11 protein-coding genes and 1 pseudogene are annotated in these 13702 nt (G+C 62.0%); 7 read left to right on the top strand and 5 right to left on the bottom strand.

Features of this window, described 5'->3' with window-relative positions; all coding sequences use genetic code 11:
* Nucleotides 1–4: 4 nt before the first annotated feature.
* Nucleotides 5–328, top strand: coding sequence for a DUF7009 family protein (locus LJ738_RS01390; protein WP_227784541.1), 324 nt, complete (start codon nt 5–7; stop codon nt 326–328).
* Nucleotides 329–832: 504 nt separating this feature from the next.
* On the top strand, nt 833–3385 hold the full coding sequence (locus LJ738_RS01385) for an FdhF/YdeP family oxidoreductase (protein WP_227784540.1): 2553 nt from the start codon (nt 833–835) through the stop codon (nt 3383–3385).
* Nucleotides 3386–3572: 187 nt separating this feature from the next.
* Here LJ738_RS01385 and hemA read toward each other — a convergent pair whose 3' ends face one another.
* Nucleotides 3573–4844: a glutamyl-tRNA reductase gene (gene hemA / locus LJ738_RS01380; RefSeq protein WP_227784539.1), complete on the bottom strand. Its 1272-nt coding sequence runs from the start codon at nt 4842–4844 to the stop codon at nt 3573–3575.
* A 269-nt stretch (nt 4845–5113) separates the two neighbouring features.
* Here hemA and LJ738_RS01375 point away from each other — a divergent pair, with 269 nt between their 5' ends.
* Complete coding sequence (locus LJ738_RS01375) at nt 5114–6019, top strand: DMT family transporter (protein ID WP_227784538.1); 906 nt, start codon at nt 5114–5116, stop codon at nt 6017–6019.
* 62 nt (nt 6020–6081) lie between these two features.
* Here LJ738_RS01375 and LJ738_RS01370 read toward each other — a convergent pair whose 3' ends face one another.
* Nucleotides 6082–6648, bottom strand: coding sequence for a transposase (locus tag LJ738_RS01370; RefSeq protein WP_227784537.1), 567 nt, complete (start codon nt 6646–6648; stop codon nt 6082–6084).
* A 98-nt stretch (nt 6649–6746) separates the two neighbouring features.
* On the opposite strand from LJ738_RS01370, the gene LJ738_RS01365 reads away from it, so the two are divergent.
* The 3 genes from LJ738_RS01365 to LJ738_RS01355 all read left to right on the top strand — a co-directional run bounded on the left by LJ738_RS01365 (nt 6747) and on the right by LJ738_RS01355 (nt 9562).
* Nucleotides 6747–7400 (top strand): VOC family protein, encoded by a 654-nt coding sequence (locus tag LJ738_RS01365; protein WP_227784536.1) that lies wholly within the window; start codon nt 6747–6749, stop codon nt 7398–7400.
* A gap of 289 nt (nt 7401–7689) precedes the next feature.
* Entirely contained in the window at nt 7690–9117 is a 1428-nt protein-coding gene (locus LJ738_RS01360; RefSeq protein WP_227784535.1) for a PAS domain-containing protein, read from the top strand.
* A 7-nt stretch (nt 9118–9124) separates the two neighbouring features.
* The gene (locus LJ738_RS01355; protein WP_227784534.1) at nt 9125–9562 is read left to right on the top strand and encodes a response regulator; all 438 of its coding nucleotides are present in this window, start codon (nt 9125–9127) and stop codon (nt 9560–9562) included.
* Here the strand turns inward: LJ738_RS01355 and LJ738_RS01350 are convergent.
* The 3 genes from LJ738_RS01350 to LJ738_RS01340 form a co-directional block, all read right to left on the bottom strand.
* On the bottom strand, nt 9559–10644 hold the full coding sequence (locus LJ738_RS01350; RefSeq protein ID WP_227784533.1) for a sensor histidine kinase: 1086 nt from the start codon (nt 10642–10644) through the stop codon (nt 9559–9561). The genes LJ738_RS01355 and LJ738_RS01350 overlap by 4 nt on opposite strands.
* 253 nt (nt 10645–10897) lie before the next feature.
* Nucleotides 10898–12673, bottom strand: a complete 1776-nt coding sequence (locus LJ738_RS01345; RefSeq protein WP_227784532.1) for an amino acid permease — start codon at nt 12671–12673, stop codon at nt 10898–10900.
* 81 nt (nt 12674–12754) lie between these two features.
* On the bottom strand, nt 12755–13258 hold the full coding sequence (locus tag LJ738_RS01340; RefSeq protein ID WP_227784531.1) for a hypothetical protein: 504 nt from the start codon (nt 13256–13258) through the stop codon (nt 12755–12757).
* 172 nt (nt 13259–13430) lie between these two features.
* Between LJ738_RS01340 and LJ738_RS01335 the strand changes: the two are divergent.
* Nucleotides 13431–13702, top strand: a pseudogene (locus tag LJ738_RS01335) (carboxypeptidase-like regulatory domain-containing protein); the annotation flags it as partial.

The following is a 13702-nucleotide window of genomic DNA, read 5'->3' as shown; positions in this document are numbered from 1 at the left end:
CCCAATGAAACTCCGCTTCGAAGACAACTCCATTCGCCTCCGCCTCTCCGAAGCCGAAGTAGCCCGTTTTGCCGAAACCGGGCGGGTGTCCGTGGTGGTGCCCCTGGGGCCCACGGAGCGCGAGAGCCTCACGTATGCGCTGGAGCGGTCCGAAACGGAAGAATTCCGCATCACCCACGGCGCGGGGGCCATCACCATCAAGGTGCCGGCCGCCCTGGCTACCAAGTGGACCAGCACCGACCAAAACGGCCTCAGCGCCACGCTCATGATGGCTCAGCGCCAACCCCTCAAAGTGTTGGTTGAAAAGGATTTGGAGTGCCGCCACTAGCAGCGGGCAGCTATGGCATTTGCAGCCACGAGTACGCTGATTTACAGAAATATTGCTAACCCGATGCCTCAGCCCAACCCGGCAGGCCATTGGCCAAAACGCGTGCCTGCTGGAGGCTGGCCCGCCGGGTCACAAGTTGAGCTGAATCGGTCCGAGAATACCCACTTCCTCATGGATTCCAGCCGCGGCCGTAACCTCTGCCAGTACTTCCGCGTCTGACAACCAGAATAGAATTCGGGTGCCTGTTCGGCCCGGCGGAAAAATTGAGCTAGCTACGTAAATTCGAAGTGGATAGCCTACTGTTTACCACCGCATTGGGGCTGCGCCGCGCCAGCACGAGCAGGGCGGCCGCAATGCTCGCCAGGATTGGTCCGCATCTATTTCGCCCCTTGCTATGTTGTCTGAAAATCAGGGAGCTAAAGCGGCGGCTAAAACAAAATTGGGCTGCCGGCATTACGTTGTTTGGTTGAGCTGTATTCCTCTTTCTAATTAGTTCTGCTTGTCATGGAAAAATCCCCCGCCGAAGACCCCCGCCAAGCTGGCAAAACCGAACAGCAAGGAGCCCAGGCCAATGCCCCCAAAAGCGGCGAGCGGCCCGACCAGGGCGAAGCGCCCGCTCCCGACCACTACCGCTCCGACCCCAACCGGACCCACGTGCACGCCCACATTCCGGCTCCCGACGTGGCCAATGCCAAGTACCTGAACCCCGTGCTGGCCCAACCACCCGAAGCCCTCACCGGCCTCAAGCTGGAGGGCCGCGCAAAAATTGCCGCCGGGGTCACGGCCGTTATCAAGTCCATGCAGTTCAGCTGGACGGAGGGCGGCGTGGGACGCGGCAGCAAGGCCTTGCTCGGGCTCAACCAAAAAGATGGATTTGACTGCTCCAGCTGCGCCTGGCCCGACCCCGACGAGCACCGCTCGGTGGCCGAGTTCTGCGAGAACGGCGCCAAAGCCACCGCTTCCGATGCCGACGATAAAGCGGCCGGCCCCGAGTTTTTTGCCAAGCACAGCCTGGCCGAACTCTCGCGCATGACCGACCGCGACCAGAACAACGCCGGCCGCCTCACGCACCCGATGGTGAAGCGTCCCGGCGACAACCACTACTCGCGCATTGCCTGGCCCGATGCCTTCCAAATCATCGCCGATAACCTGAACGCGCTGGATTCGCCCGATGAGGCCGTGTTCTACACCTCGGGCAAGGTGCCCAACGAGCCGGCCTTCCTGTTCCAGCTGTTTGCGCGCGAGTTTGGCACCAACAACCTGCCCGACTGCTCCAACATGTGCCACGAGAGCAGCGGCTCGGCCCTCAGCCCCACCTTGGGGCTGGGCAAAGGCTCCGTCACGCTCAACGACATTCACGACGCCGAAGTCATCCTCGTCATCGGTCAGAACCCGGGCACCAACCACCCGCGCATGCTCACGGCCCTGCAAAAGGCCAAGCGCAACGGCGCCAAAATCATCAGCGTGAACCCGCTGATTGAAGCCGGCCTCAACCACTTCAAGAACCCCCAGGATTTCATGAACCCGCTGCGGGCCCTGGGCGCGCTGATGGGCGACGGCACCCAGATTACCGACGTGTTCCTGCAAGTGCGCGTGGACGGCGACATGGCCCTGCTCCGCGGCATCATGAAGCACCTGTTCGAAGCCGAGGACCTGAACCCCGGCCAGGTAGTGGACCGCAAATTCATCGACGAATTCACTGTCGGCTTCGACTCGTTTGAGCAGAACATCCGCAACACGAGCTGGGAAGAAATCGAGGAAATCAGCGGCATTTCGCGGGCCCAGCTCCTCGAAGCGGCCAACCTCATTGCCCACAAGCAGAAAATCATCACCTGCTGGGCCATGGGTGTCACACAGCAGCGCCAGGGCGTGCAGACCATTCAGGAAATCGTGAACCTGCATCTAATGAAGGGCGCCATTGGCAAGCCCGGCGCGGGCACCTGCCCGGTGCGGGGCCACTCCAACGTGCAGGGCGACCGCACCATGGGCATTTGGGAGCGCATGCCGAAACCCTTTATGCAGGCGCTGGAAAAGGAATTCCACTTCATGCCCCCCACCAAGGACGGCTTCGACGTGGTGGAGGCCATCAAGGCCATGCGCTTGGGCCACACCAAGGTGTACTTCAGCCTGGGCGGCAACCTGCTGGCCGCTGGCCCCGACACCGAGATGATAGCCGAGGCCATGCGCCGCCAGAAGCTCACCGTGTTCGTGGGCACCAAGCTCAACCGCGGCCACCTCACCACCGGCGAAACCAGCCTGCTGCTGCCCACCTTCGCGCACGTCGACATCGACATGCAAAAATCTGGACACCAGATGACCAGCTGCGAAAACTCCATGGGCATCGTCAGCCAGAACAAGGGCATCCTGGTGCCGCTGGCCGGCGACCAGCTCAGCGAAGTGGCCATCATCTGCGGCATGGCCATTACCACTTTGGGCGACAAGACCAAGACCGATTGGGTGGCCATGACGGAGAATTACGACGTCATCCGCGACCACATTTCGCGCGTGATTCCCGGCTTCGAGGACTTCAACGAAAAGCTGCGCAAGCCCGGCGGCTTCTACCTGCCCAATGGCCCCCGCGAGCGCAAGTTCACCACGCCCGACGGCAAGGCCCACTTCACCACCACCACGCTGGAGAAGTACCAGATTGAGCCAGACCAACTCATTCTGATGACGGTGCGGAGCCACGACCAGTTCAACACCACCATCTACGAGTACAACGACCGGTACCGCGGCATCCACGGCGAGCGCCGCGTGCTGTTCATGAACCAGGCCGATATGGACGAGCGCGGCATCAAAGCCAAGGACCTCATCGACATCACCAGCCACTTCCAGGGCGAGGAGCGCCGGGTCGAGAAGTTCGTGGCCGTGCCGTACGACATCCCCAAAGGCAACGTATCGGCCTACTTCCCCGAAGCCAACCCGCTGGTGCCCATCTCCAGCGTGGCCAAAATCAGCAATACGCCCACCTCGAAATACGTGGTGGTAACGGTGGTGCCCACCGCCGTGAACAACGACGTGCGCATCAAGGACCGCGAGAAAATGATGGCCGAGTAGGCGGGGAACCTCACCCCCAACCCCTCTCCATAAGAGAGGGGAGCCTGACGGTAATCCAATGAAAAAGCCCCAACTCAATATTGAGCTGGGGCTTTTTTGTTTTTAGAAGTTGAGCTAACGCTTGAGCTGCCGTGGCTCCCCTCTCTTTTGGAGAGGGGCTGGGGGTAAGGGTCCCCGCCAGAGAGGTCTAAGCCGGCAGCCCCGTCTTCTCCAAGTCGAAAAGCTCGGCCAGCAGCTCTACCATTTGCCCATCGTCGTCGCGCTTGCAGGCGGCTTTGAGCTGCAGCACGTGCTGCTTCAGAATCTTCTGCATCAGCGAGCGGGTGGCTTCGTCGAGGAGCTTGCTTTCGGCGGGAGTGGCTTTTTTCTGGTAGCGCTCCAGCTCCTCTTGGCGCAGGGCTTCGAGGCTGGCCTTCATCTTTTGGATGACAGGCGAAACCATCATTTCTTTAGCCCAATCCTGCAGGCCGGCGATGCTTTCGGCGATGATGGCGCGCACCTGGGGCACGGCCGCCAGGCGGGTTTGCAGCACGGCCGAGGCCTTGCTCTGGATGGCGTCGATGTTGTAGACCAGCACGCCGGGCACCAGCTCCACATCAGCGGCAATGCTGCGGGGCACGCTCAGGTCCACGAAGAACTTGAAGCTGAGCACGTCGAGGTTATCTACCAGCTCGCGGGTGAAGAACGGCTCGGCGCGGTTGATGGACGAAATGATGACGTCGGCTTCCTTGAGCGCGGGCACCAGGTCTTCGAAATCAACCAGGCGCATGCCGCATTCGGCAGCCAGCTCCTCGGCTTTGCCGCGCGTGCGGTTGCAGATGGTGATGTCGCTGAAGGACTTGCTGGCAGCCAGGTGGCGGCACACGTCGGCGCCGATTTCGCCCAGCCCCACTACCAGCACGCGCGGGTTGGCCACGTCGGCGGTCAGCTCTTCTACCAGCTCTAGGGCAGCGTAGCTCACCGAAGCGGCCCCGTCGCGGAAGCTGGTTTCGGTCTGCACGCGCTTGTTGGTGAAGAACACCGTGTGGAGCAGGCGGTGCAGGAAGGGCCCTGCGGCGTCGGCGTCGGCAGCCCACTGGTAGGCCAGCTTCACCTGGTTGCTGATTTGCAGGTCGCCCACTACCTGCGCGTCGAGGCCCATGGCCACTTCAAAAAGGTGCTGGGTGGCGGCATCGGCCTCGAGCAGCAAATCGAAATACGGGAGAAACGAACCGACATCGGAGCGGCCTTTCAGGTCGCCCAGGGCGAGGATAATTTCGCGGCTGCGGTCGTCTTCGGCCGCGTAATACACCTCGGTGCGGTTGCAGGTACTCAGCACCAGCAGGTCGGACAGACCCAAATCGTGGTGCAAGGTGTGCAGGAAACGGCGGCATGCAGCTTCGTCCAGCGAAAGCAACTCGCGAATGGCGAGGGGGGCTTTCTTGAAGGAGAGGCTAACGGCCTTGAACGGATGCGACATAGACTGAATCGGCACGAAACCGGACCACAAAATTACGGCAGGAATCGGCAAGAATGAAACAGGCAGCACAAGACTAGGGTTCGGAGCAAATTGTATTTCCCCGGAAGCCCCACCGGGGCCGCCCGTACCTTTGTGCCATGCTGCCTACAAACCCACCCGTTGCTGATACTTCACTCGTTGCCGATACCGCCGCAGTTGCCCCTGGCACAGTCGCCCCGACCGGTAAGGTGCCCACTGCCAGTCCCAAGCCATCGGAATTGCCTAAAAACTTGCCCACTGCACCCGGGGTGACCACGCCGCTGGCGTGGGCGCTGCTGCTCATTCTGGCCACTATCTGGGGCACGTCTTTTATTTTAATGAAAAAAGGGCTGGTCGTGTTTTCGGCCATGGAGCTGGGCGCTACTCGCGTAAGCGTGGCAGCGCTGCTGCTGCTGCCATTTGCCCTGCGCCACGTGGGCACCGTAGAGCGCAGCCGTTTCAAGTGGCTGGCTTTGAGCGGGGTGGTGGGCACGCTGATACCGGCCTTCCTCTTTGCATATGCCGAAACCAAGCTGGCCTCGGGGCTGGCCGGCGTGCTCAATGCCCTCACGGTGGTGTTTACGCTGCTGGTAGGCGCTCTGCTGTTTGGGCAGCGCCTCACGGGCCTGCGGGTGCTGGGCATCACGCTGGGGCTAATGGGCACGGTGGTGATGCTGCTGCTCGGTGGCAGCGGCGGCACCGATACGCCCACCGGCGAAGGCAATGCTTGGTACGGCATCTACATCCTGGTGGCTACCATGGGCTACGGCCTGAGCGTGAACGTGATAAAGCACCGCCTGGGCGGCATGACGCCCATGGCCGTCACGGCCGTGCTGCTGCTGCTCATCGGCGGGCCCGCGCTGGCGTACCTGCTGGTAGGCACCGGCTTTTTGCACAAGCTGGCCACCGTGCCGGGGGCCTGGGCGGCGTTTGGCTACATCGCGCTGCTGGCTACCATGAGCACGGCGGTGGCCATGGTGCTCTTCAACCGGCTGATTCAGCAGTCGACGGCGCTCTTTGCCTCGTCCAGCACTTACCTCATTCCCATCGTGGCCCTGGCCTGGGGCGCCCTCGACGGCGAGGCCTTCAACATCTGGCACTTCCTGGGCATGCTGATAATTCTGGCCGGGGTGCTGATTATTCACCGGGCGCGGTAGGTAACGCTTCGCTTAATGAAGAATGAAGAATTATAAGCGGGTAATTCTTCATTCCTAATTCCTCATTCTTCATTAAAAACATAAGGCCATTCCTGGAAGCGCGCGGGCAGGCCCGCCTGCCGGGCATTGCCGCGCACGTAGGCCAGCAGGCGAGTCAGCTCGGCCTGGTCGTGTACGGCGTAGTCGAACCAGCCGGCCTGCCAGAACTCGGCTTCGGGCGGCAGTTTGGGGCGCACTAGGCGGCGGCAGTGGGTGGCGGTGCGCAGGTGCAGCAAGTCGATGGCTTTGGCAAAGGACAGCGGGCTGCTGGCGGGCAGGTGCAGCACCAGGTGCAGGTGGTTGGGCAGCAGCGCAAAGCCGTGGACGACGAAGCCGGTTTCCTCGAGCATCATGATTTCGCCGGCCAGCAGCTCGGCCATTTTCTCCTGGTCGAAGTACGCCGGGCCAATGGGCGCCCGGTCTAGTACGGCGTCGAATTGGGCGAAAAACTGCTTCTGGGCTCGGCGGTGGTCGGTGCCGGCTTCCTGGGCCGCGCGCAGCTCGGCTTTTAGCCGGCGGCCCTCGGCGGCCGGGATGGTGCCGTGCAGGCGGAAGGTGATAAAAGCGGTTTCACCGGGCGGGAGGGGCATGGTAGGGAATGGAAGGGTAGAAATTGGGCACCAACGCGTATTTTCGGAAAGCTACTTTGCCGGTAGCACAATTTTGCTGCCCCCAGCCAGCCGAGGCCATGCGGATAACAGACTTGTACCTGCTCACCGCCGATTTGGCGGGCACGGAAGCCTTTTACGGCGGCGAGCTGCAGCTGCCCTTGCTTGAGCGCACGCCTACGGCCGTGGGCTTCCGGGTGGGGCACTCCAGGCTGACTTTTCACGCGGCTCCTGGCCCAACCCGGCCCTTTTACCACGTGGCGTTTGCCATTGCCTTCGGCCAGGTAGACGCCGCCCAGGCCTGGGTGGCCGCCCGCGCCGAGAGCCTGCCGTACTCGGCTACCCAAGCCATTGCCGACTTTCCCAACTGGCGGGCGCGGGCCTTCTACTTCCTCGACAACAACGGCACCATCCTCGAGTGCATTGGCCGGGTGGGTGGGCCGGCGGGGCCCGCGGAGTTTGAGGCCGCAACGGGGCTGCTGGGCGTGCACGAAATTGGGCTGGTGCTGCCCGATGTACCGCGCGATTGCGAGGCGCTGGCGGCCACTTACCACGTGCCGTTTTACGCCCGCGGGCCCCGGCTGGCCGATTTTGCGGCCCTGGGCGACGACGACGGCCTGTTCATCGCCTCGGCCGTTGGCCGGGGCTGGCTGCCCACGCTGCGCCCCGCCGAACGGCACTGGCTGAAGGTGGCCTTTGAGCAGGACGGCCAGCCCCACGAGCTCGAACTTTAGGCAACCAAAGAAAATAGGCCGAAAACCAGAACAGGGCCAGTGCAAAGCAGCCAAGGGGTAAGCACAAGCACACAGCAAGAAACCAACAGACTCACAGCAGATAATGCCTGAAGGCAATAACTAGGGCTTGGCCGTGGCCGTTTTTCGCGCTGCTGCTGCGGGAAAGTAATTAACACAAAAAGAGACTTTTTGAATGTTAGCAGCCGACCAAACCCTGGGATTCCCGTAAAAAGTTGGCAACACCCTACCCAAAGCTCCGAAGGAGCGCAGTGCTCCAGCAAAGCGGTTTATGAGCGACATCTTGCAGTTAAAGGAAAGCGAACAACGATTCCGCGCCCTGTTTGAGAATAACCCCGATTTGGTGTTGTTTCAGGACGCCACCGGCGTTATCCTCGATGCCAACCCGGCGTACCTGCAGGCGGTGGAAAAACCCCGGGAAGAGGTGGTGGGCCGGACGTTCAACAGCTTTCTGCCCGAGGACCTGCGGGCCCTGTTTGCCCAGAAGCTGCGCGAAGCCTTTGAGGGCCACAAAGTGCATTTCGATGTGGAAGTGCAGTTCCTGGGCGCCCCGCAGCCGCTCATCTACGCCGTGACCAAGGTGCCGCTGGTGGCGGACGGGGCCATTACCGGGGTGCACGCCGTGTTTCGCGACATGACCGAGACGTACAACTCGAACCGCGTGATTCGGGAGCAGGCCGATAAGCTCAACACCATTTTCGAGAGCATCACCGATGCCTTCTTCCTGCTGGACCGCGAGTGGCGTTTCGGGTTCGTAAACAGCGAGGTGGAGCGCCTGCTCAACGTGAAACGGGAGCAGATTCTGGGGCGCACGCTGCAGGATGTCTTTCCCGAAGAAAGCCAGGGCGTGCTGCACGAGCAATTCGAAAACGCCTTCCGGACCAATCAGGTCATGCATTTCCAGGCCTACTTCGGGCGCATGCAGCTCTGGCTGGAAGTAAAGGCGTTTCCATCCAAAGAAGGCCTGTCGATTTACTTTTCCGATGTCACGGAGAAAGTCCGCTCGCAGGAGGAGCTGTACCGACAAAACAAAGACCTGCAGCAGTTTACTTACATCGTGTCGCACAACCTGCGCGCGCCCGTGGCCAACGCCCTGGGGCTGGTGGACCTGCTGGGCACGCTGGATAAGGATTCACCCGATTACAAGCCCGCGCTCGACAACCTGCGCGCCAGCACCCAACAGGTCGACATGGTGCTGCGGGACATGAACACCATCCTTTCCATTCGGGACAAGCAGGGCGTGGAAGAGCCCGAGCAGGTGCTCCTCGGCGACATTGTGGAGCAGGCCCGGCTCAACCTCGCCGAGCTGACCACGCAGTGCGGCGGCGAGGTGCTAACCGACATTCCGGCCGACCTCTACGTGCTCGGGAACCGGGCGTACCTGTACAGCATTTTCTTCAACCTGCTGTCCAACTCCCTGAAGTACCGCTCCGACGAGCGGCCGCTGCGCGTCAGCATCACGGCCCGGGCCCAGCCCGGGCAGGGCGCGGAGGTGGTAGTGGCCGATAATGGGTCGGGCTTTGATATGGAAAAGGCTGGGCTCGACGTTTTCCGGCTTTACAAGCGCTTTCACAGCAGCCAGCCGGGCCGGGGCATGGGCCTCTACCTCGTAAAAACCCACGTCGAAACCATGGGCGGCCAGATTGAGGTGAGCAGCGCCGTGAACGTGGGCACCCAATTTATTTTGCACTTACGCTGAAGCAAGCATGGACGTATTATTGATTGACGACGACACTATCGGGGTATTCCTGACGGAGCGCTTACTAAAACGAGAAGGTTTTACCGATAGCATTGCTTCTATCCCCTCTGCCGAAGAAGCCCTGGCGTTTTTGCAAAATGCCGAGCCCCACCAGCTGCCCCACGTGATTTTTCTGGACCTGAACATGCCCCTCATGGACGGCTGGGAGTTCCTGGAGGCCTTGAGGCCGCTGGAGAACCGCTTGCTCGGGCGCTGCCACATCTACATCCTCACTTCGTCGCTGGCCCATACCGACCTAGCCCGCATCGAGCAATTTCCCCTGGTAGATGGCTTGATTAATAAGCCCTTGGATGCCGCTCAAATCCAGGCCGTGCGGGCGCAGGTAGAAGCCGCGCTGAGTGCCGGGCAGGAGGTGCCCGCTAGCCCCGCCGACCAGCGCCCTTAGTTGGGCAGCTTGATGTAGAAGGTGGTGCCTACGTTTTCCTGGCTTTCAAACCAGATGGTGCCGTCGTGGAGCCGCACCAGCGACCGGATGATGGACATGCCCAGGCCCGTGGTTTTCTCGCCGCGCAGGCCCGGCCGGCGGGCCTTGGTAAACCGGTCGAACAGCAGGGGCTGCAGCTTTTCGGGAATGCCGATGCCGTCGTCAGCCACCGTCACCAGCACGTGGTCGGGGTGCTGTTCCAGCCGCACGTCGATGTGGCCGCCTTCGCGGGTAAACTTGATGGCGTTGGACAGCAGGTTGTTCATCACCTGCAGGAACTTGTTGTTGTCCAGCTCAATATAAACATGCTCGGGGGTGCTGCTGAAGCTGAAATGCTTGGCCACCAGGCGCTCCGACTGCTGGTAGGTGTCCATCACCTGCCGCAGGCTGGCCGATAGGTCCACGCGCGTACGCTTGAGCTGCACATTGGACGACTCCAAAAACTCGCTGTCCACAAACTCGCGGATGAGGTTCACGCTGTCGCGGCACGTGTCCTGCATCACCTGCACCAGCTTTTCGAGCTGCGGGTCGTGCAGCATCTCGGTCTTCTCCCGGAAGTACACGGCCAGCTGGTGCAGCATGTTGAAGGGCCCCGCCAAGTCGTGCGACAGAATCTCCAGCGTAGTGTTCTTCTTGGCCATGAACTTGTCGGCGTTGCGGATGTATTCCTGCTCCACGGTCACGTCCTGCACGCTACCGCACAGCAGCACCTGGCCGTCGGAGGCCACGGCGCGGTAGGCCCGCACGCACAGCCACCGCAGCGGGGCGTCGGGGGTGGGCTGCATCCGCAGCAGCAGGTCGTCGTGCAGCTCGCCGTTGGCCAGCTCCGCAAAGCAGGTGAGGGCATACTTCTGGTCTTCGGCGGGCAGGCAGCTCAGGAGCCAGGGCAGGTCGGCGGTGGCGGTTTCGCGCCGGCGCGGGGCAAATAGCTGCTCGTAGGCCTCATTCACGTACACTACCTGGCTAGTGCTCACGCTATAGGCAAAAAAGAGCAGTGGGTTCCCCTCCAGCAGGTGGCGAAACACTTCAATTTGTTCTAGCATAACACAGGGGTGGCAAGAGTGGTACTGCCCAGCTTACTTCTCTTGCCTGAAGGTAGAATAATGTCTGCCGAAGGTAGGCGGAACGCGCTAATTTTTATGCGCTGAATCAGCCCCCCCCGTACTTTTTAGTAGCCCAACCCGCGCCGGGCTTTTCGCAACGGCGCCTGGCCCAACGGCTTCGGCCGGCTGCCCCAAACAGAAAGCGGCGGCCACCCCGTGGGGCAGCCGCCGCTTTCTACCGCCGCCGGTGCGGCTAAGCCGCCTGCAGGGTGCGGCTCAACTTCGAGTTTTTGTAGCCATAGCCAAAGTACACGGCCAGCCCAATCAGCAGCCACACGAAGAACAGCGTCCAGTTGCTGATGCCGAGCTGGGTCATCAAGTACAGGTTGATGAGCAGGCCCAATACGGGCAGCGTGGAAAGCCGCTTGCGGAACGAGAGCACCGCCAGCGCCACGCAAAACAGCAGGAACACCATGGTGGGAATCTGGTGGGCAAAGCCGCCCACGATGGCGCCGGTCACGGCGTCTTTGGCCAGCCAGCCGCGCTGCCCCGTCACGTCCTGCCAGAATTCGGCGTTGCCGGCCCCGTTGTAGCGCGAAATCAGGAACGCGCCCAGCACCAGCACCAGCGGCACCAGCCACTGCCCGTTGATGTACGGCACCTTGAAGCGGGCCTCCGACTGGCCGTAGGGGTCGATGATGAGGATGCCGCCGCACACCAGCGCAAACGCGAACAGCGTGCCGATGCTGGTGAGGTCCACCACCAAATCCATGTTGAGAATCAGCGCCGGCACGGCCACGAAAAAGCCCGTGACGATGGTGGCAAACGACGGCGTATGGAAGCGCGGGTGAATGCTGGCAAACACCTGGGGCAGAAGGCCGTCGCGGGCCATGGTCAGCCAGATGCGGGGCTGGCCCAACTGAAATACCAGCAGCACCGACGCCATGGCAAACACCGCACTCACGGCCACCAGGCCCGACAGCCGCGGCATGCCGATGCGCGCAAACACAAACGAGAGCGGGTCGCCCACGCCGAGCTCCTTGTACGACACCATACCCGTGAGAATGAGCGTAATAATGACGTACAGCACCGTGCAAATGATAAGGGCGTACATCATGGCCTTGGGCAGGTCGCGCTGGGGGTTTTTGCACTCCTCAGCAGTGGTCGAAATGGCATCGAAGCCGATGTAGGCGAAGAATACCGCCGATACGCCCTTGAGCACGCCGCCCACGCCGTTGGGGGCGAAGGGGTGCCAGTTGGCCGGCTTCACGTAGAACGCGCCCACGGCAATCACCACGGCCACGATTATCAACTTCAACAATACGAGGATATTGGAGGCCGTTTTGCTTTCCTTAATGCCCACGTACACCAGCGCCGTGATGAGCACCGTGATGGTGAAAGCCGGCAAGTCGGCCACTAGGTGGAAGTTGCCGAAGAGGGCGGGGGCCGACGTCCAGATTTTGTAGCCCTCCAGCTGGGCCGCCGTGGCTTGCGAAAGAGGCTGGTGGGCCTGCATCAGGGCCATCACGGCGTTATAGCCCTGGTAAGCGCTTTGAGTGCCGGTGCTCAGGTAAGTAGGAATGTGCAGCCCCACGCCATCGAGCAGGCCGGTGAAGTAGTCGGACCAGGAAATGGCCACCACGATGTTGCCCACCGCGTATTCCATGATAAGGGCCCAGCCGATTATCCAGGCCGCCAGCTCGCCAAACGAGGCGTAGGCGTAGGTGTAGGCCGAGCCGCTAACCGGGATGGTGGCCGCAAACTGCGCGTAGCACAAAGCCGAAAACGCACACGCCACGGCCGTAAACACAAACAGCAGCGACACGGCCGGCCCACCGTCGAGGCTGGCCTTGCCGATGGTGCTGAAAATGCCGGCCCCGATGATGGCCGCAATGCCCAGGGCCGTGAGGTCGCGCACGGTGAGGTGGCGGGCCAGGCCGCCGGGCGAGTGGCCCTCGGCATCGGCAGGCGGGTTTTGGAGGATGGCCGCAATGGATTTGCGGCGGAATAGAGACTTTTCGGAACGCATGAAAGGTGGGAGGGACGGGTTTGAAGGGCAAAAGATAGCGCCCCGGCGCGGCTTAGCGCCCACCTTGCCCCTGTTGCTGCCTCAGCGCAGCAGCCCTCCCAGCACAGTGCCAGCTATATGCAGCGTGGCCGACCCATTGCCGAGCCGCACCGGCACGCCCACCGAAAGGGCCCCCACGCTCCTGCCATAGCCGTTGTAATAGCCATTGGAGTAGCCGTTGCGCAGCGGCAGCGGGGCATAGCTAGGGTTGGGCGGCAGCGCTTCGCCGCCGGGCCCATACAGCGGGTTGGCGCCGTAGGCTTGCAGCTGGTAGGGCGAAAAGCTGTATTGCACAAATGCCCCGGCGCGGCCCTTCGCACTGCTGAGCTGGTAGCGCAGGTAGGGCTGCACGGCGTAGCCGAAACCCGGCACCGCGGCCGAGAGCGGCGTGTAGCTGCCCACCACATAGGCCCCCGTGAGAAAATGCCCCTGGGTGGGAGCCGCCGGCGAAGGAATTTCCAGGGCCACAGCGCCGGTAGGCTTCGTTTGGGCCTGTCCCAGCAGCGGGAGTAGCGCCAGCGGCGCCATGCAAAACAGGGTTTTCATAGCGAAGGGAAAAAGTCTGTGGAAAACACCAGTGGCCGGCGCCCACTAAGGTACAAGGTTTTACACTGCGGCCAAGCCAGCTCAAGCCACTGTTTCCGGCTCAACGTCCGCTCGGCGTGTGCACTTGTCGGCACTGCGGCATCGGAAAGATTGAACCCCTTTTTGTTACCGGATGAAGCCCTCACTTGTACTCACCATTCCGCAGCCCTGCCACGAAAGTTGGGCTGGCATGACGCCCGCCGCTACCGGCCGCCACTGCGCCGCCTGCCAGCAAACCGTGGTTGATTTCACCTCCCAGTCCGACGCCGAAATCCTGGCCTTTTTTGCCAGGGCCGCGGGCACCCGCACCTGCGGGCGCTTTGCGGCCGGGCAGCTGGAGCGGCCGTTGCAGCGCGCCGTCCCGGTTGCTCCAACGCGCTGGCGGGCCTGGCTCGCAGCGGCCGT

Origin of the sequence: Hymenobacter plasmatis (assembly GCF_020711255.1) — a bacterium.
GTDB lineage: Bacteria > Bacteroidota > Bacteroidia > Cytophagales > Hymenobacteraceae > Hymenobacter.
This window is presented reverse-complemented; position numbering and strand designations above follow the sequence as displayed.